The 21,282-nt window shown below is 47.9% G+C and carries 4 protein-coding genes; all 4 read right to left on the bottom strand.

The genetic code is table 11. The features are described from left to right. Positions 1–78: 78 nt before the first annotated feature. Positions 79–6,975: a hypothetical protein gene (locus ACOMG9_RS16920; protein ID WP_448217746.1), complete on the bottom strand. Its 6,897-nt coding sequence runs from the start codon at positions 6,973–6,975 to the stop codon at positions 79–81. Positions 6,976–7,046: 71 nt separating this feature from the next. Further along, entirely contained in the window at positions 7,047–11,942 is a 4,896-nt protein-coding gene (locus tag ACOMG9_RS16915; RefSeq protein ID WP_448217745.1) for a hypothetical protein, read from the bottom strand. Positions 11,943–12,122: 180 nt separating this feature from the next. Continuing rightward, a complete protein-coding gene (locus ACOMG9_RS16910) occupies positions 12,123–12,503 on the bottom strand; it encodes a hypothetical protein (RefSeq protein ID WP_448217744.1) in 381 nt (126 codons plus the stop codon). 121 nt (positions 12,504–12,624) lie between these two features. Beyond that, positions 12,625–20,931: a hypothetical protein gene (locus tag ACOMG9_RS16905; RefSeq protein ID WP_448217743.1), complete on the bottom strand. Its 8,307-nt coding sequence runs from the start codon at positions 20,929–20,931 to the stop codon at positions 12,625–12,627. Positions 20,932–21,282: the final 351 nt, after the last annotated feature.

Genomic DNA, 21,282 nt, shown 5'->3' with positions numbered 1-21,282 from the left:
GTTAACTCGATAGTTTGATCCGAAACAATCCAGTCTGTATTTCTTTGTGCTGATTTCTTTTGGTTGGCTATGAAGGTTTCATTTCCTGACCTTGAGACCAGCTGATGCTGTTTTCACGGCTGTGGAAGGGGGCTCAGGCGCTGCAGCCCCTGACTCGAAAAGGGCACCCAGGGTATAAGAGTAAGGAATACTATCTGCGTGGGAAAATGACCATTTAGGCACATTTTCCCTGAAGTATTTCTCCCAGCTATTCTCGAACAGCTTCATGGTGCGATCCCGGCGTTCACGAAACTGCAGGTAATTTTCGTGTCGGGTCCAGCCATACATCGTGTCGTCTGCTTTAATACGGTTCGCATAGGCTTCATCGGTTTCGGTCAAGCGTTGAGGCAAAGCAACAGCAGTACGTTTCACATATTCACCGTCCGTTTCACCCATGCCTATCCAGCGATTAATTTTGTCCAGGCTGCGGCCCAGAGGTCCACCCAGCCATTGAGTGAGCATCTTGTTGTCATTCATAAAGAAGTCGAAAGTGAGACTCGACGCCAGAGCGAATCCGAAAGTTTGAGCGTAAGTAAACCCGGATAAAAGGCCATGGGCGTATGATCCGGCTGTGGCTACCGGACCCAATACGAGACCGGCTGTGGCTGAGGCCAGCGTTTTTACTTTTTGTGGCGTCACCCTGTGCAGCAACGGAACCTGAACCCCCTGGCGGGAACCCATGGATTTCACTATTTCGGGCATCAGACGGGAAAGGCTGCGATAGCTCTGTGGGTTGGCATTGTACTGTCTGGCAAACAGCGCAGAGCCGGTTCTTAACAGAATGACCGATGAGGCGGCTTTGCCCAGTGGCATGGCCAGTCCGCCCACTTCAGAGATTTGTTCAATGCCGCTGTGGTAGGCATATTGGCCGGTTCGGTCAAGATCAACAGCGTAGCGTTCCAACCAGTGCTGGAAAGGTGTGAGCATTCTATGCAGGTAATCACCTCTGTTGGTCAGATCCAGAAGATAGAGGAATGACATGTTTGCAAGGGACAGTTTGGCAGCCTGCCAGTGGGTATGAGCGACCAGAAGAGGTTTGTAACTGGAGTAGTACCAGGTGACAGCTTGAACCAGAAAGGCGGAAGGTTTCAGCCAGTAATCCTGTAGCTGCTGCTCAACCATAGCGGCATGAGCCTGCATCAATGTGTCATGGATAGCCCTGATCAGTTCTGATTCGGATAGTCCGGCAACATTGGCATAAGGTGTCAGGGTTTCGTTAATATTGGCCAGAAACGCTGCCGTCCTGCGACCATTGTCAAAGGCAATATCGTCAAGAACATAGTTGGCGACGACCGCAGCTGAGTACTCTTTCATGCCGGCAACCGACTCTTTCATACCTGCCGGGCCAGTTGCGGTCACGGTCACAGGAGTAAAAGCACTCTTTATGAATTCCTCGGCACCCTTGTCGGACAGCATCCGGACAAGGGCTTTGAGGTCAGGATTGACACCGTTTTTGTAGCCAAGGAAGTGTTCAAATTCAGCCACTGTCTGATAACCATTGACACCTCTGACGGCCTTCATGTAGTTCTCAAGTTCAACCTGGCTGATCAAACCTTCACGCAGCAGAGCCATGATCTTGTTACCACTGGCAGAGTGGGCAGCGAAGTAATCCGAGAAGCTTTTCAGGTCCCCTGGTTGATGCTCGACGAAGTGAATGGCTGTTTTGCCCATGGTGTGAATTTCGTTGTCGTATTGTTGTGCACCGGTTTTCATCCCATCTCTGGCTATGAGCACCAGAAAATAGAGTTCTTCCACGACAGTCATAGGGTCATATTTTTCAGGCCGGAGGGGCGGGAAGTTCGCTTTCAGGTTTTTGAAGATTTCTACAATCCGACTGGCCTGAGCAGACGTCAGTTCGTCTCCAACCATTGCCTGCAGGCGAATCGGTGCAAATTCATCGTCAAAATCGAAATGGGGAAGGCAGGGTATTTCCTTACCGTTTTCTACTGCTGATTGTGCCAGACCCAGTGCCGCTTCAAGAGCTTGTTTCTTGAGAGAGTGCTGCTGCACGAAGTCTTCGATTGCGGCCCGAACCTCCGCCTGTATCGGCGTGTACTGGAAGGGACCGTCGTCCATTTCGACGGCTTTCCGGGCAGTCTGCAGGGCTTCCTTCCTTCTCTCAAGGTTTGCTTGTCTGGTTTCAACCTCAGCTTCCAGACGAGCCTGTTCCTGAAGCAGTTGCCGGATCTTGCCGCCAGTTCCATCTTCCCCGCCCAGTAGTAGCTTATGGTTTCTCAGGGCGTTAACCCGTTGTTTATCGGTATCAGCAGGTTCTGGTTTGAGACCCAGGGCATCTTCAGTGGCGTCAAGAATCGATTGGTGATGAATGCCGAGAGCGTCTGCTGCTTCCGATAAAGCTGCTTTTTTATCCATAAGTTCTGAATTCAGCCGAGCTATTTCGTGCTCATGTAAGGTTTTAGTCTTTTCATCGATCTCTCCAGATTCAAGAATCTCCTCTTCTCTGACATACAGATTAATTTGTGCAATGTCCTCTTGGACCACTGCATTGCTCAGTTCCAAACTTTTTCTGTCGTGCTCACGCAGAAATCTTGTGACCAGATTGTACTTTTTCCTGGTTAAAGGCAGTTCACCCTCGACTTTATCGGTTTCGTAACGACCACGAGTGATTGCATAGATTGCAATGCGAGTAAAGTAATCCGATGCTTCCAGTAAATTGAGGTCACTAAACGTCGCGATCCGGAAAGCTTCCGTGGCAGCTCCCATTTCATCAAGAGCTTTTTCCATAGAATCAATGTTCGCGGTGCTGAGAGTTTCTGTGGCAGCTCTCAGTTTCTCAAGGGCTTCATCCTCTGTTACTGCAGAGTTCCGGCGCAGAAAATGTCTGATGTCGTCTAATCGCTCTTCAGGGGTTTGCTCATCATCTGTGGGAAGACCAAACCTGATCTGAATTTTTTTTATTGCCTGATTGAAAACCTTTTCGTGTTCTTCCATGGCAACAGGGGTATTGTCAGTTGTGCGCAAAAATAACGGTTGTTTGTGACGGATAGCATCCAGGTTGTGATTAGTCGTCTCCAGCTCACCTTCAGCGTCTTTTACCGCCTGCCTGGCTATGGCTAGCTCACGATCAAGAACGTATCGGGGTTTGGGTCCCAGCCGAGCCATTTGCCTGTCAAGCGCATTCTCAATGGCTGCAATACGCTCAGCAACGTCAGGCTGAGGCACTTTGAAAACTTCTTCATCCAGCTGTTCGAGTTTTGCTTTAATCAGACGGCTTTGGACGTCTAAAGTGGCGTCGTCTTTATAATCTTCAACGTTGAGTTGATGAGCAATTTTATTGTTCCACGCTCTCCTGTGATCTTCATCTTCATAAATTTCGCCTGCTTCTTTAACCCGTAATTCCTGAATTATGTCTCCCAGAGTATGCTGCCGGTCAGAAAGGCTGACATCGTCTTCAAACCTAACCTGCAGATCACTGGCCAGTTTAGCTATGAAAGCTTTGCGCTTTTCCATGGCTGCAGGGTTTTTATGAGGGTCAATATTCATCTCGTGTTCTACAGCTAAAAGATATTCTGCCTGTTTTTCCCTGGCTCGCTGATCCGATTCTTCGACTATCAGGGCAAGACGGGCACGGATTCTGTCGCGTCTGATATCACTCCCCTCTGGAGTCTCCAGAGATGCACTTTCATCTTTCCAGAGGAACTTATCCATCTCATTGAGCAGGTATTCCGAGATATCCTCGCCATCACGCTGTATAGTAACCCTGTCAAGTCTTGTGAGGACCCTGTCAAGTCTTGCTGCTTTGTCGTCCTCTTCATTGATTTCGAGTTTCAGTAATCCTTCCAGGGTTTTCAGTATTTTCAGGGCCTCTTCCTCTGAACGTTGTCTGGCTTGTGTGATGTATTTCTGCATGTGCGTGGAAATGTGCTGGCGACGGAGATACTCATCGTGCTCTCCAGGACAGGTAGCCATCTTCAGAGCTTTTTCCACGTTGGTCAGTTTCACAAATACTACAGGCCCGGTCATGGGGTGGCCTGGTGTTCTGATGTCTTCCAGTTCCTGTTCCAGCTTTGAAAGCTCGAACAGTTTGTCATTTACCGTTGATTCCAGTCTGGCGCGGTTATCAGGACCGGGGTTTTCGCTCAGGTCAATACCAAGAACCAATGCCAGAGCTTCTTTTCTGGCCCTGGTGTAAGAATCTTCCATATCGATCTGACGACTCATTGCCTTGAGTTGTTGACGAAGACTTTCTTGATGAGTACTTATTTCCCTGAGCTTTTGAATTAGGCGTCCTTGTTGAACGCCAATGTCTTCATGACTGTCAAAATCCCGGATGTTTAAATAGGTGGCAATGGTTGCATAGATGGATCTGATTTCAGCTTCTTGTTTAGCATCCATTCTGATGTCTTGTTTTTGAAGCTGTTTCAGAGCAATCTGAGCTTCATGACTCTTAAGGTGTTGTTGAACGGCCTTGCAACGGGCTTCCAGGTCGTTTTTATTATGTACGACCAGGCCAAATTCTTCTTCATAGTGGGTCAGTTGGTTCAGTCTTATCTGATTAGCCCGTTCCAGCTCTTGATACAGGTACTGTTGAATAGACTGAAAGCGGAAATCCAGATCGTTTTCATTGTATGGAGTGATATCGAGCTTTTTTTCAATGGCCGCCAGCTTTTCTTTTATAGCTTCTACCGGAGGCTGTTCTGTTCCGGCATCCAGGCTGTTGATTTCAAGAAGTTTGTCTCTGATGAGTCTGACCTGTTCTTCCATTGGTCTGGTGTTATCCCAGTTATCAATGCCAAGGTATTCTGCCAGTTGAGCGTTGTGATCCCTTCTGGCTGCATCTACGGATTCAAGAACCTCTTTTTTAAGCATTGGCATTTGAGCGATGTTATACCTAACTCTTCGCACATAGTTTTTGTGTTTTTGCAGCTCCACTTCCCGCTCTTTATTCTGCTGAAGACGATGTTCGCCGATCAGAGTCTCCAGTTTCTTGAGCTGTTGAGAGACTTCCTGGTTATCTTTTTCATCGGAAGCCAGAACGAACTGACGTTCAGTAGTCGGTAGCTTTGCCTGTGCAGTCGCAACCCTGAGCCGTCCTGTTTCGACAACCGCTTTGTTCATTTCATGAATTTTCTGTCGGATGAGTCTGACCTGTTCTTCTGGTGGCCGGGTATCATCCCAGTGATCAATACCCAGATCCTTTGCCAGTTCAGTGTTGTAAGCTTTTCTGGCCTCTTCTCTGGCGTCACGAAATTGTTGTTTTAGCGCCGGAATTCGATCGACTTCCTGTTGCAGTTTCCGTGACTGGTCTTGCAGTCTGAACAGCTCTTTAAGAGCCTTTGAAAGTTCATCCTCAGCCTCTTGTTTGAGTTGAAGTGCTCTGAGTTTTTTTTCCTTTTCGCTGGTGATAGCTTTATTCGATGTGACCTGTAAATGGTTTATAACCCGGATGAGTTCGAATTCTTTTCTCTGCAGCTTGTCCAGTTTGCTATACACCTCAATGAGCTGTGTGATGATGTCGCTCTTGACCTTGGAAGCAAACTGTTCGTTGTCCCCAAGAGCAGCGCCCTGCGCCCCGTTGATACTGCTTAAAATGATTGTCGTTTTCTGAATCTTCTGAATGAACAGCTCGTTAGTCAGAAGATTTCTGATTATGGGTTTGAAGCTGAAGTGTTTTATGAGTTGCTCATGCACCCAGGTTGGTGTGGCGACCGACAAAGCACTCCGGATGTGTCCTATCACGAATTCGAATTCCTTTGCCTGATCCGGAGTGGAGCTGGTCAATGCCTGCTGCAGAGATTCATAATACGCAAGCATAACCATTTTATCCTGGTCAGGTTCAGCATCCTGCTGTTCGGCTAACTCCTGCAATAGTGCCATTTGCCTGCTTTGAATGATGTACTGGTAGCTTTTTAGCTTATCTTTTTTTACCGGTATGGTTAATTCAAGGTTGGGGTAATCGGCGTCACCGCCTGCATAGAGACTATAAAGGCCTTCCACAAAAGCGCTGTCGGCTGGATTCTGTATCTGACCATGAAAAACAATCGTCTCCCCCGGAGCCTGTGTCACTTCCATTCTCGGATAACCATCAGGTACAGGACGGGCTTGTGTATCATCCTCAACGTAGACAACATATCCGATGGGCTTCTGATGTGATAAGAGTTTATTCAGCGCCTCCTGTTTTAAACTCTCTCCCTGGATATGAACCTGAGCATAGGCAGAGGTGGCTGCTGCAAAAAGAGCCTCATCATTGATAAAGAGCGATTGACCCAGACTTTGCAGTTCAGGAGGCTGGTCGCTCGCTGCGATAAGACGCATGAAGGTGCGCCCGTTCACTTCAACTTTGTCTACTTTAATGGTGGCAAGGGCAACGTAGTCATCAACTTCGCCGAGGTTGCCTGCTCTTTTATTCGCACCGTTCAGTATTGCAGCCAGTTGTTCGGGACAGGCAACTTTCGTCAACTGTTGTAATGATTGTGATTCAGTGCCTTCAGGCCGGGCGCGAACAGCCCTGATAGAATCCTGATCGGTCATTCCTTTTCTGACTTCAATGACCAGTTGCTTTTCTGCAAGGTTATGGGTGAACCTGAAGACTCCCTCATCACCTGCCTTCAGTACTTTTGTGTACCTCTGAGCAACATTACTCTCGTCGGTTTCAAATACATCAACACTGGAAGCGCCACCATCAACATCAGAAAGAATTTCTGTAAAGCCTGCTGAATGAACGCGGTAGCTTGCCCTGTCATGAGCCTCATCAGGGTAGATGGTTGTGAAGGATTTGGGTATTGGCTGCTGGTCATCACCTAAAGTTGGCTGAACGATGACTTCACTATGGGTAAACTCCGCATGTCCACTGTCATGAATATCGAAAGATTTTATCTGCAGCCTGCGGTCGGCCAGTGCCTGTGTACTGATGATGGAAGAACCGATCGCAACGGTCACTGCAAGGCTTAATGCATTGTGGCGTACATTTGTCATTCTACTACCTCAGAGCAGGGTACTTGTATTACCGTGAGAAGTGACTGCAGCACCAGGCGAGGAAGTAGCTTTTATTTAAGGCTGTCTGCTGAAGCTGCAGGTCGAAAACTCGATTGGGGGGCATACCTCTTTTCATGACCGTGAATTGTCTGATCACCACCCTTTTGCCATTTGTAAAAGGCTCCAAGAGTGTAGGAGTATGGAATGCTTTCTGCATGGGAAAACGACCATTTAGGTACATTTTCCTTAAAGTATTTCTCCCAGCCATTCGCAGACATCTTCATGGTGCGATCACGGCGTTCACGGAAATGCAGGTAATTTTCGTGCCGCGTCCAGCCATGCATCATGTCACTTGCTTTAATACGGTTTGCATAGGCTTCATCGTTTTCACTGAAGCGCTGAGGCGTAGCAATGGCCGTACGTTTGAAATATTCATCCTGGGTTTCACCCATGCCCAGCCAGCGATTAATCCTGTCAAGGCTTCGACCCAGAGGTCCACCCAGCCATTGAGTCAGCATCTTGTTGTCGTTCATAAAGAAGTCGAAAGTGAGACTCGATGCCAGGGCGAATCCGAGGGTTTGAGCGTAGGTAAAACCGGATAAAAGACCGTGGGCGTATGTTCCGAAGTTGGCTACCGGACCCAGCACCAGACCGGCTGTGGCAGAGGCCAGAGTTTTTACTTTTTGTGGTGTCACCCTGTGCAGCAGGGGTACCTGAACCCCTTGCCCGGAACCCATGGATTTGACTATTTCGGGTACCAGGCGGGACATGCCGCGATACATCTGCAGGTTGGCGTTGTGCTGTCGGGTAAACAGCATGGAGCCGGTTTTCAGCAAAATGACGGAGGAAGCGGCTTTACCCAATGGCATGGCCAACCCACCCAGTTCAGAGATTTGTTCAATTCCACTGTGGTAGGCATATTGACCGGTTCGGTCAAGATCAACACCATAGTGCCCCAGCCAATGCTGGAAAGGTATCAGCATCCTGTGCGTGTAATCACCTCTGTTGGTCAGATCCAGAAGATAGAGGAATGCCATGTTTGAGAGGGACATTTTGGCAGCTTGAAAGGTGCTAAGGACTAACAGCAGGGGTTTGTAGCTGGAGAAGTACCAGGTGACAGCCTGTACCAGACAGGCTGAAGGTTTGACCCAGTAATCATTGAGCTGCTGCTCAACCGCTGCGGCATGAGCCAGCATCACTGTGTCATGGATAGCCTTGATCAGTTCTGATTCAGAGAGTCCGGCAGCATTGGCGTAAGGTGTCAGGGTATCCTGAACGTTGGCCAGAAACGCAACTGTCCTGCGGCCATTGTCAAAGGCAATATCGTCTAGAGCATAATTGGCGATGACAGCAATTGCGTACTCTTTCATGCCGGCAACAGACTCTTTCATACCCGTCGGGCAAGTCACCGCCACAGCTGCTTTTTTATCTTTCAGGTCTAAATTCAGTCGAGATACTTTGTGCTCATGGAAGGTTTTAGTCTTTTCATCGATCTCTCCAGAATCAGGAATCTCCTTTTTTCTGAGATCCAGATTATTTTGTGCAATATTTTCTTCGACCACTGCCTTGGTCAGTTCCGTACTTTCTCTGTCGTGCTCAGCCAGAAGTTTTGCGACCGGAGTGTACTTTTTCCAGGTTAAAGTCAGCTCGCCCTCGACTTCATTGGTTTTGTCACGGCCATAAGCATCTAAATAGGCTTTAAGTGCAGTAGAGAAAGACGATAAATCGTTGCCATTTTCCACCCAGGTGTCCATAGCTTTTATGACAGCTTCGAGTTTTTCAAGCGCCTGACCGATTTCTACAGTGTCAAATTGCTCTTCAGGGGCAGGGGCATCGCCTGCAGGCAGACCCAATCTGGTCTGAATTTGTTTCCTTGCCTGATCGGGAGCCTTTTCGTCTTCATCCGTAACACTGCCTTTGGCGTTAGCAGGACGCAAAGGTAACACTTGTTCGCGACGAATAGCATCCAGATTATGATTAACACTGGCCAGCCCACTTTCAGCTTCATTGTTAGCATTTGTTCTGGTGCTCTGTTGCTGAAGTTGTTGCTTTTGTTCAGTGATCTGAGCTACCTGCTCATTAAGGTGTTGCTTGATGGCCTGACAACGGATTTCCGGGTCCTTTTCGTTATCCGGGATCAGACCGAGCTGACCTTCAATGTCAGCCAAATGATTCTCAGCTGCCTTTACTCGATCGGCCTGTTCTGCTTTTAGTCGCTCCAAGTGCTGTTGAAGAGACAGATAGCGGGCATCCAGATCGTTTTCATTATCTGGAGTAATATCGTGTTTTCTTTCAATGGCCGCCAGTTTTTCTTTCAAAGCTTCTTTCCGAGGCTGTCCTGTTGCAGCAACCGATGTTGAGGCCATTGATGCCGAGGCAGTCGATGTTGGCGCAATTGATGTTGGCGCAATTGATGTTGGTGCAATTGATGTTGGTGCAATTGATGTTGGTGCAATTGATGTTGGTGCAATTGATGTTGCGGCAACCGTTGTTGGGGTAATCAATGTTGTGATAACCGGTTGCTTGATTTCATGAATTTTCTGACTGATGAGTCTGGCTTGTTTTTCTGGTGGCTGGGTATCATCCCAGTTATCAATACCAAGTTCTGCTGCTATTTGAATGTTGTAATCTCGCCTGGCTGCTGCTGTTGCTTCAAGAACTTTTTTTTTCAGGATTGGAATTCGATCGACTTCCTCCTGAAGATTCTGAATCCAGTTATTCCGTTCTGCCAGCTCTTTTTCGATCTCAGCGTCCTGCTCCCAGATGTGTTGCTGAATGGTCTGGCAACGGACTTCCAGATCCCTGCCTTCAACCGGGATAAGGCCGAGCTGACCTTCAATGTAAGCCATATTATTCAGGATTATCCGATCGGTTAATTCTTCCGGGAGCACACCTTGCTGACAATCAATGTAAGCCAGATTATTCTGGATTATCCGATCAGTTAGCTCTCTCTTTCGTTGCAGGTGCTGTTTAATGGACTGAAGGATACCCAGATCCTCTTCATTAACCGAAGTCATATCTCGCTTGCGGCCAATGACCTCCGGTTTTGCTTTTTCAGCTTCTTCATCAGGCTGTCTTGTTACGGTAATCCGTTGCTTGATCTCATCAATTTTATCTATGATGAGTCTGGTTTGTTCTTCGGGTGGCCGGGTATCATCCCAGTCATCAATACCAAGCCCTGCTGCCATTTGAGCGTTGCGAACTTTTGTGGCTTCTGCTGCGGCATCATCGGCTTTTTTTTCCAGCTCCGGGATTCGTTTGGCATCCTCCCGAAGTTCATAAACCGTGTTTTTGATCACCTCGAACGTTTGACGAAGCTCTTTAAGCTCAGCCTCAAATTTCTCACTGAGTCGTTCTGGTTTCATTTTTTCCTCACCGTTGGCAGCGGCCATTGCCGTTGTGCCGTGGCCTAATGTTTTGGCTGTACCGGCGAGTTGCCCGGCGAGTTCGGCCTCTCCTGCCCGCAGCACTTCCGTCGTGCTTGCCATCTCGAGCATCTGTTGGTTAATGTCACCCATAACTTTGGGGGAAAAGGAGGAAAACTTTTTGCCTTCGCCATCAGCAAAGCGCTGCATCGCTGTGTTAATAGAGGATATAAATTTTTGAATATTGTGATTAAAATTATGGCTAATCAGAAGATTTTTAAGTACGGGTTTGAAGCTGAAGTTTTTTATGAGTTGAAACTGCATCCAGATTGGCGTGATGACCAATGAAGCGATTCTGATGTGTCCTGTTGTGAACTCAAACTCATCGGTTCCATCGGCAATAGCACTGTTTAATGCCTGTTGAAAAGACTCATAATAGGTAAGCTCTGACAGGTTATCTTCGTTAAGTTTGGCATCGTAGTTTTCAGCCAACTCTGCAGCCAACTCCTCCAGCAGTGCCATCTGCCTGCTTCTAATAATGTACTGGTAGCCTTTGATCTTGTCTTTTTTAACCTCTGCAGTGAGTTCTTTAACTGTATATTCTTCCCAGATGACAAGCTGGCTTTTCACAAAAGCAATATCGGTCGGGTTCTGTTTCTGACCACGAAAAACAATTATCTCCTCCGAGGCCTGATCCACTTCCAGCTTTGGATAACCCTCGGGCACAGGATAAGCCTGTGTGTCATCCTCGACGTGGACAACATAGCCAACAGGTCTATGGTACGACAGTAGTTTGTGGAGAACTCTCCGTTGTAGTTTTTCCCCCAGAACATGAACCTGGGCATAGGCAGAGTTGGCTGCTGCTAAAAGAGCTTCATCATTAACAAAGAGCGATTGCCCCAGGCGCTGCAATTCAGGGAGTTGATCGCCCGCAACCACTGGGCGCATAAAAGTGCGTCCGTTCACTTCAACTTTTTTTACTCTAATGGTGGCAAGGGCAACATAGTCATCCCTTGCACCAAGGTTTCCCGCTCTTAGATGGGCACCTTTCAGTGTTGCGGCCAGCTGTTCGGGGCCGGCGACTTTTGTTAACGGATCTATTGGTTGGATGTCACCTGACTGAGCTCGAACGGCCTCAATTGAGTTCTGATCGGTCATCCCTTTTCTGACTTCAATGACCAGTTTTTTTTCTGCAAGATTATGGGTGAACTTGAAGACTCCTTCATCACCTACCTTCAGGACTCTGGTATATTTCTGAGCAACGTCATTCTCGTCTGTTTCAAACAGATCTACACTGGCAACGCCACCCTCTATGCCAGAAAGTACGTCTGTGAAGCCTTCAGAAGGAACGTCATAGCCCGCTCTGACTTCAGTCTGATCAGGGTAGGTGGTTGTAAAGGATTTAGGTATGGGTTGCTGGTCATCACCTAAAGTTGGCTGAACTATGACCTCACTCTGGATAAACTCCACGTGTCCACTGCCCAGAATATCGACAGATTTTGTCTGCAGCCTGCGATCGGCCAACGCCTGTGTACCAAAGATGGAAGAACCGATTGCAACGGCCACAGCAAGGTGCAATGCATTGGGACGAGCATTTGTCATTCTGTTACCTCAGGACTGATTACTTTAATTACCATGAAAAGTGTTTGCCACATGTGGCAAGGAAGCGACTTTTAATCGCTCGTGGCTGTCGTTTTCCAGAAAGCGACAATGTGTTTCTACCCTCGTCGGGATAAATGGTGGTTTTTAGTTCTTTTAAAAATCTCCGAGTCAGAGCACGAGCTAATCTGCCTCATCGGGATCATAACCTTCCAACTCTCCCTGATCTTCCATTTCATCAAGATTCGGTTCATAGGGAGCCGGTTCCGGAGTACCGGAGTCATCATCATCAAGCATGAACTGTTCAGTGTCGGGTTGATCATCGTCGTCCTCTAGTCCGCTCAAGTCTGCATGGTTCACAGAGGCAAAGCCCAATGCCAATAGAATGGTCAGGAACGAGGCCCCCGAAATTGCAAAAGCCCGGAGCCTTTTGACAGAGAGCCAGTTTATTGACTCGGGTTTCCCGGGAGCGAAGGAAGCATAAGCCTTGCAATTAAATGTCTCTTTTTCTGAATTGACCCGGGGGGCATTCATTTGAGCTGTTTTTTCAGGAATGGAATACATTGTTTCGTACCTCTTCATAGGGGTGAATCGGTAGCCCAATCAGAGAGAGAAAGCAGTATGAATTTCTTTATACCGGCTTCTTCTGGATGGCTATGAAGTGAGCATCTGCTGGTTTCTGATATCAGAGTTCGTCGCGGGGATTTTTATCGTCTCCCCGATCTTCATCAAGATTGAACGCAAGACCAGCCATTGCTGGATTTACAGCTGCCGGGGATTTCTCAGGCGCTGCAGTGGGTGTCGCGGTTGTTATCGGCACAGGTTCAGAGCTTTCCCTGAATTCATCCAGTATAATGGGTGGAATAACTTCAGTCTTTGTCACCGGAGAAGTCTTCGTGGACTCGGAAAGAAGCGCTTCCACTGAAGTCATCACCGGTGTTTCACGGGGCACTGGCGTGGCACTGCCGGTGGTTGCTTGTTGCCTGGTTGATTCACCGGCCTTTTGCCATTCATAGAAGACACCTAAAGTGTAAGAGTAAGGAACACTTTCTGCATGGGAGAATGACCATTTAGGTACATTTTCCCTGAAGTATTTCTCCCAGCCATTCTCAAACATCTTCATGGTGCGATCCCGGCGTTCACGGAAATGCAGATAATTTTCATGACGCGTCCAGCCAGGCATGCTGTTGCTTGCCTTAACACGGTTTACATAATCCTCACCGGTTTCATTGAAGCGTTGTGGCGTGGCAACAGCCGTGCGTTTCACATATTCAGCGTCCGTTTCACCCACACCTCGCCAGCGATTAATCCTGTCAATACCTCGCCCCAGAGGACCACCCAGCCATTGAGTGAGCATCTTGTTGTCGTTCATGAAGAAGTCGAAAGCAAGGCTCGATGCCAGAGCGAACCCAAAGGTTTGAGCATAGGTAAATCCTGATAACAGACCCTGGGCGTATGCTCCGGCAGTGGAAATCGGCCCCAGCACGAGGCCGGCTGTGACAGAGGCCAGACTTTTCACTGCTTGTGGTGTCACCCGGTGCAGCAGCGGCACCTGAACGCCTTGTCCGGAACCCATGGATTTTACTATCTCAGGCATCAGGCGATAAATGCTGCGATACCTATGGGGGTTGGCGTTGTACTGTCTGGCAAAGAGCATGGAGCCGGTTCTGAGCAGAATGGCTGAGGAAGTGGCCTTGCCCAATGGCATTGCCAGCCCGCCTACTTCAGAGAATTTTTCAATTTCTCTGTGGTAGGCATATTGCCCGATTCGGTCAAGATCAACACCGTAGCGTTCCAACCAGTGCTGGAAAGGGGTGAGCATCCTGTGCGTGTAATCACCTCTGTTGGTCAGATCCATAAGATAGAGGAACGAAATACTTGAGAGGGCCAGGTCGGCTGCATGCCAGGCAGTGTAGGTCATCAGTAGAGGTTTGTAGCTGGTGTAGTACCAGGTGACAGCCTGAACCAGATAGGCTGAAGGTTTGAGCCAGTATTCATTTAGCTGCTGTTCAACCGCTGCAGCATGTGCCAGCACCAATGTGCTATTGATAATCTTGATCAGCTCTGATTCAGCCAGGCCAGCTGCATTGGCATAAGGTGTCAGGGTATCCTGAACATTGGCCAGGAATGCGGTTGTTTTGCGGCCGTTTTCAAAGGCAATATCGTCAAGAACATAGTTGGCGATAACTGCAGCGGCGTACTCTTTCATGCCGACAACAGACTCTGTCATACCTGTCGGGCCAGCGGCAGTCACAGCCACATTAGCAAAGGCACTCTGCATGAATTCCTCAGCAACCTCATTGTCCAGCCTTTGGACAACAGCTCTGAAGCGGGGCACATTGACTTTGTGCCTGTAGCCAAGAGCGTGTTCAAATTCATCTGCTGGCAGATAGCCATCGATACCTCTGACGGCTTTCATGTAGTTCTCAAGTTCAACTTTGTTGATCAGACCATCACGCAGCAAAGCTATGATCTTGCCACCACTGGCAGAGTGGGCAGCGAAGTATTCCGAGAAGTCTTTCAAGTCCCTTTGCTGGTGTTCGATGCAGTGAATAACCGCTGAGCCTATGCTACGAATTTCGTCGCCGAATTCTTTTGCTCCAATGTTTCTCTCAATCCATGCCCTGGTCGTGAGTGTTTGGATTTCCCTGAGAACATTTCGAGATCGATCTTCTGAAAGCAGGGGGAGCGGGAAAGCTGTTTTCAGGCTTCTGAACATTTCCACAATCTGACCGGCCTGTTGAATCCTCAGTTTGTTTCCGACTTTTGCCCGCAAGCGAATCGGTGCAAATTCATCGTCAAAATCGAAACCTATAAAGTTGGGGGGGGTCTTACCGCTATAGGCTGCTGCTTCCTGCAGGCCAATGACGGCCTGAATAGCTTGTTTTTTGAGAGGGTGTTCCTTCGAGAATTTGTGGATAGCGTCCAGAGCCTTTACCTGTCTCGGCGTGTACTGGAAGGGACCGTCCTCTTCTTCGACGGCTTTCTCTGCAGTCTTCAGGATTTCCTTCCTTCTCTCAATTTTTGCCTTCCCGGCTTTAATCTCGCCTTTGAGACGGGCCTGTTCCTGAATCAGTTGCCGGATCCTGCCGCCGGTGCCGTCGTGCCCGCCAAGTTGTACCTGTTTGTGTCTCAGGGCATTAACCCGGTGTTCACTGGTGTCAGTGGCGTCTGGTTTAAGTCCCACCGTTTTTTCCAAGGGGGCAAGAGACGTTTTATGAAAATCCGTCAGGTCCTCTTCTGCTTTTGATACCTCTTTACTTTTCAGTTTCAGGGCCAAATTCAGCCGCGCTATTTCGTTCTTATGTATGGTTTCAGCCATGTCATCAGTGTTTCTACAACGCTTGATCTCCTCTTTTTTAAGGTCCAGCTTCTGTTGTGCATTCCTCTTTTCAAACCACGCATTGGTCACCTCTAAGTTTTTCCTGTCGTGATCAACCAGAAATTGCCTGACCAGAGAGTTCTTTATCCGGGTTGAAGCCAGTTCACCCAATGATCCACCGAATTTACCGGTCCCGTACAAACCAGGAATTTTTTTGTGCAGATCGACAATAAACTCTTCATGTTCTTCCGTAAAACTGAGGACATTTCCTTTTATCTCAATGTTCCTGTTTGTTTTGGCTCTCAGTTCCTTAACGATGTTATCCCGTTGTTCCTGACTGCATCCCCGCAGGTAATGTTTGACGTTCTCCATTCGTTCTTGAGGGGGCTGTGAGTCACCCGAATCCAGACCCAGATGGGTATGGAATTCTTTCATTGCCCGGTTGATAACCGTTTTTTCTTCATCCGAAAGGTGTTGCTGGCTGGCAAGGCTCCACGCAAATACCAGGTGTTTGTCACCAATCTTATGTAGCTTGCGATGAGCTGAGTCCAGGTCATTCTCGGCCAACTTTATTGCCCATCTGGCCCTGGCAACATCACGATCAAGAACGTATCGGGGTTTAGGTCCCAGACGAGCCATTTGCTTGTCAAGCTCATTTTCAATAGTTGCGATACGCTCATTAACGCCAGGCTGACCCGCCTTGAAAACTTCTTCATCCAGCTGATCAAGTTTTGCGCCAATTAGACTCTTTTGTTCGTTTATACTGGCGTGATATCCATAGTTCTCAATGTTAAGTCGATCAGCAATTTGATTGTTACTGATTCTTTTGCCGCCTTCATCGTGATAGATTTTGTTTACTTCTTCTCTTAATGCCTGAATTTTGTCTTTTAGAGCATCCTTCTGGTCAGACAGGTTGTCATCCTGTTCAAACTCTAACTGCAGATCACCGGCCAGTTTAGCCGTGAAAGCTTTGCCTCTTTCTATAGCAGCAGGGTTTTTATGAGGGTTGATCGCCATCTGGTCTTCTATAGCCAAAAGGTATTCTGCCTGCTTTTCTATGGCTCGCTGATCAGACTCTTCGATTGCAAAGGCAAGACGCTCACGAATTGTGAAGAGTTTGAGATTCGTCTCTGGCAGATCCCCCTTCAGTGCCTCCAGGTCATGTATGTCCAGCTCACACCAGAGGACCTCGATCATTTCAACCAGCTTGTAATTTGATATATCACCGCCATCAAGCCTTGTACGAACCCTTTCCAGTCTTGCTGCTTTGTCATCACCTTCATTGCTTTGGAGGTCTAATATTTTTTCCAGGAAATACAGTGATATCAGGGCATTTTCCTCTGACCGCTTTTTGGCTTCCGTGATGAACATCCGTATACCTTCAGAAACAGCCAGACGATGGAAGTAGACATCGTCCTCTTTACGGTAAATCACCTCCTGCTCCAGGACTCTTTCCACGGCGCGAAGTGTCCCAAATACTTCAGGCATGGCTCTGGGGTGGCCTGGTGTTCTGATGTCTTCCAGCTCTGTTTGCAGTTCTTTTTCCAACTCTGAAAGCCTTAAGAGCCGGTCTTGTAATGTTGACTGCGGTTTGGCACGATTTTCCAGTGCGGTGTCTTTATTCAGGATTGCCTGATCGGTTAGTTTCAGCATATTCTGCAGGTGCGGTTGAAGGAGCCGATAGCGGGCATCCGGATCGTTTTCATCCTCTGGAGTCATAGTTTGCTTTCTTTCAATGGCCGCTGGTTTTTCCTTTAAAGTTTCTTCCCGAGAATGTAGTGCCGCGGCTCCTGTTGCGATAACCGGTGTTGTGGCAAGAGGCGTTGCGCTAACCGGTGTTGGGGCAATTGATGCTGTTGCAAGAGGCGTTGCGCTAAGCGGTGTAGTGGCAATGGATGTTGCGGTAACCGGTTGCTTGATTTCTTGAATTTTCTCTCTGATGAGCCTGAATTGTTCTTCGATTGGCTGGGTATCATCCCAGCCATCGATACCAAGCACTGCTGCCAGTTGAGCGTTGTATTTTTGAGTTTTTATTGGAACTGTTGCACGAGCTTCTTTTTTCAGAATTGGAATTCGATCGACTTGCTTCTTAATAAGCTGTAACCATGTTTTGCGTCCATCGTACTCATCTAGAAAGTTCATAAATTGTTGTTCGATCTCAAGTGACTGCTCCTGAATGCGCTGCTGAAGACCCCGGTGACGGGTTTCAAGGTCATCTTCATTGTCCGGAACCAGGCCGAGCTTGCCTTCACAAAAAGAGAGGTTTTCCCGTATTTCCTGATCGGTTAGTCCTTCCTTTTGTGGCAGTAGCTCTCGCTGTTGAACGAACTCAAGGGTATCCAGATCGTCTCCATTGATCGTAGTCATACTGCGTTTGCCGCCAATAGCGGCCGGTTTTGCTGTTGCAGCTGCTTCATCAGGCTGTCCTGTTGCCGCAACCGATGGTTTCATTTCAGCAATTTTTTTTCTAATAAGTCTGGCTTGTTCTTCGGGTGGCTGAGAATCATCCCAGTTATCAATGGCAAGCTCCGCTGCCAGTTGAGCGTTACGAGCTTTTGTGGCATCTGCTCTGGCATCACGAACTTGTTGTTCCAGCTCTTGAATTCGATTGGCTTCCTGCTCAAGTTGATTCTGAACAGGCTGTCGAGCGATCTCGGCTGCCTGCTGCTTAAGGTGCTGGTGAATGGCCTGATGTCGGGCTTCAAGATCATTTTTGTTTTCCGGAACCAGACCAAGATAATTCTCAAAGATAGTCAGCTTTTCCCGTACTTCCCGTTTGGGTAGTATTATTTCATTTTGTTGTAGCTGTTGTTGAATGAACAGAAGGGTGTTCGGATTGTATTGATTGACCGAAGCAATACGGCACCGACCACCAATGGCGGCTGGTTCTGCTGACAGAGCTTCTTCATCAGACTGCCCTGTTGCGGCCATCGACGTGTATATTTCACTTAATTTTTTTACTATGAGTCCGAATTGTTTACCGAGTGGCAGGTTATCATCCCAGTCATCAATACCAAGCTTTGATGCTGAAAGAGCGTAGCGAGCTTTTTTGCCATCTCTACTGAGAGTATGAACTTGCTTTTGCAGCAATGGAACCAGATCGGCTTTCTTCTGAAGTTTCTCTGTCCACTCTTTCTGTTTATTTGGCTCAAAGTGTCCAGGAATGCTCTGGTGACGGGTTTCCAGCTGGTCTTCATTGGCCAAAATAAGACGACGTTTGTTTCCAATGCCCGCCGGTTGTGCTTTGACCGTTTCTTCATCAGTCTGTTCTGTTGCGGCATCCGGTGGTTTGATTTCCTGAATTTTTTTTCTGATGAGTCTGGCTTGTTCTTCGGGTGGCAGGGTATCGTCCCAGTTATCAATACCAAGTTCTGCTGCCGTTTGAGCATTGCGATCTTTTGTGGCGTCTGCTCTGGCATCATGTACTTGTTCTTCCAGTGGCTGGCTATCGTCCCAGTTATCAATACCAGGCTTTGCTGCCACTTTAGTATTGTGTTCTTCTAAAATGGCTCTGGCAATACCAACATTTTTTTCCAGCTGCTGAATTTGTTTGGCTTCCTGCTGAAGTTTCTGTAACCAGTTTTTCAGTTCTTCCTGCTCTTGTTGATTCTGACCATGTTGTTTTACGGCCTCAAGTCTCTGCTCCTGAAGGTGCTGTAGAATGGCCTGGTAGCGGGCTTGAAGGTCATCTTCATTGTTCGTAACCAGACCGAGTTGAACTTCAAAGATTGCCAGATTTTTTCGGAATTCCTCACTGTTTTTTTTCAGCTGCTGTTGAACGAATTGCAGGGCACTCAGATTGTCCTCATCCACTGAAGCTATATTGGGCTCGCCACCAATGGCCCCCGGTTCTGCTTTTAAAGCTTCTTCGTAAGACTTTGCTGTTGCAGCGAACGGTCTGTAGATTGCGCGAATTTTTTCTTTAATGAGTCGTTCTTCTATTGGCAGGGCACCTGCTCTGGCATCACGAACTTGTTGCTCCAGACTGAGAATTCCTTTGATCTCCTGCTGAATTTCTCCTGGCGGGTTTTGCAGTTCATCCCTCAATTTACGATTTTCTGCAAGCGCATCCTCAACTTGTCGCTTGAGTTGAAGTGCTCTGAGTTGTTTCTCTACACTGGTAGTGGCCTTCAATGTGAGCTTTAACTGGTCTCTAAGCTGGGTGAGTCTCCTTGCTTCTGTTTGCAGCTCTTCCTGCATGCTTTCTATCTTAACCAGCTGTTTGGAAATGCTGCTGGCAAACTTTCCCTCGACCCCGGGAGCACCGTTGTGGGCCTGGTTGATAGCGGTTACCACTTTCTGAATATCCTGAATAAAGAGCTGATTAGCCAGAAGATCTTTAACTATGGGTTTAAAGCCGAAGTGTTTTTCGAGTTGATTCTGCACCCAGGTTGTCGTCACCCCTGACGAAGCCTGTCTGATGTCTTCTATCGTTAATTCAAAGTCATCGGCTTGATCCGGGCTGGCATTGGTCAACGCCTGCTGGAGAGATTCATAGTATGTAAGCGTAATCAGTTCAGCTCTGCCAACTACAGTATCGTACTGTTCAGCCAACTCCTCCAGCAGTTCCATTTGCCTGTTTCGGATGACGTACTGGTAGCTTTTGACCTTATCTTTTTTTACCTTTGCTGTTACTGGAGTGGGGTTGTTAGCGTCATCTTCTCGCCAGAGGTTGTAGAGGCTTTCCACAAAAGCGATGTCGGCCGGATTTTGTTTCTGAGATCGGAAAACAATAACGCCCCCCCGGACCTCTTCCACTTCCAGCTTTGGATAACCGGCTGGCAAACGATAAGACTGTGATTCGTCCTCAAAATGGAGAACGTAGCCGACGGGTTGATGGTATGACAACAGATCATTCAGGGCTTCCTTTTGTAAGTCTTCCCCCAGAACATGAACCTGGGTATAGGCAGAGGTGGCTGCTGCAAAAAGCGCCTCATCATTAACAAAGAGCGATAGACCCAGGCGCTGAAGCTTAGTAGGCTGATCGCCTGCTGCGATAAGTCGCATGAAGGTGCGCCCTTCTACGTCCACTTCGTCTACTTCAATGGTGGCAAGGGCAACGAAGTTATCAACTTCGCCAAGGTTTCCCGATCTTTCATTGGCGCCTTTCAGTATTGCGGTTAACTGTTCTGGGCCTGCAACTTTCGTTAATGGTTCTAATGGTTGGGTGTCGCCTAATTGGCCTAATTGAGTTCGAACAGCTGCAATTGAATTCTGATCAGTCATTCCTTCTCTGACTTCAATGAGCAGCTCCTTTTCTGCAAGATTATGGGTGAATCTGAAGACTCCTTCATTGCCAACCTTGAGGACTTTTGTGTATTTTTGGGCAATGTCATTCTCGTCTGTTTCAAACAGATCAATATTGGAAACGCCACCCTCGATGCCGGAAAGAACCTCTGTGAAGCCTTCAGAAGGAACGTCGAAGCCTCCTCTGACCTGAGCCTGATCAGGGTAGGTGGTAGTAAAGGAATTGGGGATTGGCTGCAGGTCATCATCTAACGTTGGCTGAACTATAACCTCGCTACGCGTGAATTCCGCATGTCCATTGTCTGGAATATCGATCGATTTCGTCTGTAGCTTGCGTTCGGCGAGTGCCTGTGTACCAAAGATGGAAGAACCGATCGCAACGGCCACTGCAAGGCTTAATGCATTGGGGCGAGTATTTGTCATTCTACTACCTCAGAGTTGAATGCTTTGATTACCGTGAAAATTGACTGCCAAACCGGGCGAGGGGGGCAACTTTCAATCGCTCATGGCAGTTTCGGTAAGCTGTTGAGAGAATTTAGTTCACGGTGGCTAATCCGGTTAGCTGCTGAGCAAATTTAGTTCACAGTGATAAAGGGCAGTGGCAGTATAATTGAGTGATTTTTCAGGGAAGGAATGCATTATACCAATCGTATTTTCTAACTCCCGCAATGAGCATGGAGATTTGAGCCTTAAGACAAGGCGGCGTGAGGAGTCATAGCCTTAGCTATGGCGACGATCGCCAACGCAGGATTAAGGCTCAAATCTTCAGCGCAA

Source organism: Endozoicomonas sp. PH6C, from assembly GCF_059322965.1.
This window is presented reverse-complemented; position numbering and strand designations above follow the sequence as displayed.